Annotated in this window: 1 protein-coding gene; it reads left to right on the forward strand. The window is 56.2% G+C overall.

Features of this window, described 5'->3' with window-relative positions; genetic code table 11:
- Nucleotides 1-92 precede the first annotated feature (92 nt).
- Nucleotides 93-582, forward strand: a 490-nt coding sequence (locus tag OMK64_RS20320; RefSeq protein WP_272730164.1) for a hypothetical protein, incomplete at its 3' end; no start/stop codon positions are given.

Genomic DNA, 582 nt, shown 5'->3' on the forward strand with positions numbered 1-582 from the left:
TCTCTACTGAGACGCCGAAAAAATCCGACCCTACTCCGACCCTGGCTTCACTAACAGAGCGGGTCCCTCCGGAGAACGACTTCTCATCCCAAATGAGCCGGCTCTCAGAAACACATGAACAGTTTGACGAACGTCAACGCCGCATGAATGAGGCCTATAAACGCTTTGTCGGTGAGCTCACGGCCTTAGAAGCAGACCTGATACTTTCCGACCTGACGTTCGAAGGCATCAAAGCCATCATTGGATCGGATGCTGATCGCGGTACGCGCTGGCTGGATATGTTGCTCGCCACCCCCGACCGCAATCTCCGCCATCTCCATCATGTCGCGCTGCAGGTCGCGATTGCGCTCAGCGACAGCAACATTTCGTCAGTACCTGACTTTGTCACTCGCGTGCTGGCATTGGACCCGACCATACGCCGCGTAACTGGGCCTGCAAAAATCTCTGTAGCGGCCGTTAGTCTCTGGAGCAACGCAATTAGCCCGGCGATGGTCAACATCTGCAAACGGCGCCTTCAAACACCACGAACCGACAGTGACATCGCGAGCGAGGTCATGGCGGCTCATCTCGGTGGCAAAGTGG

Source organism: Cellulomonas fimi, from assembly GCF_028527925.1.
Taxonomy (GTDB): Bacteria; Actinomycetota; Actinomycetes; order Actinomycetales; family Cellulomonadaceae; genus Cellulomonas; species Cellulomonas fimi_C.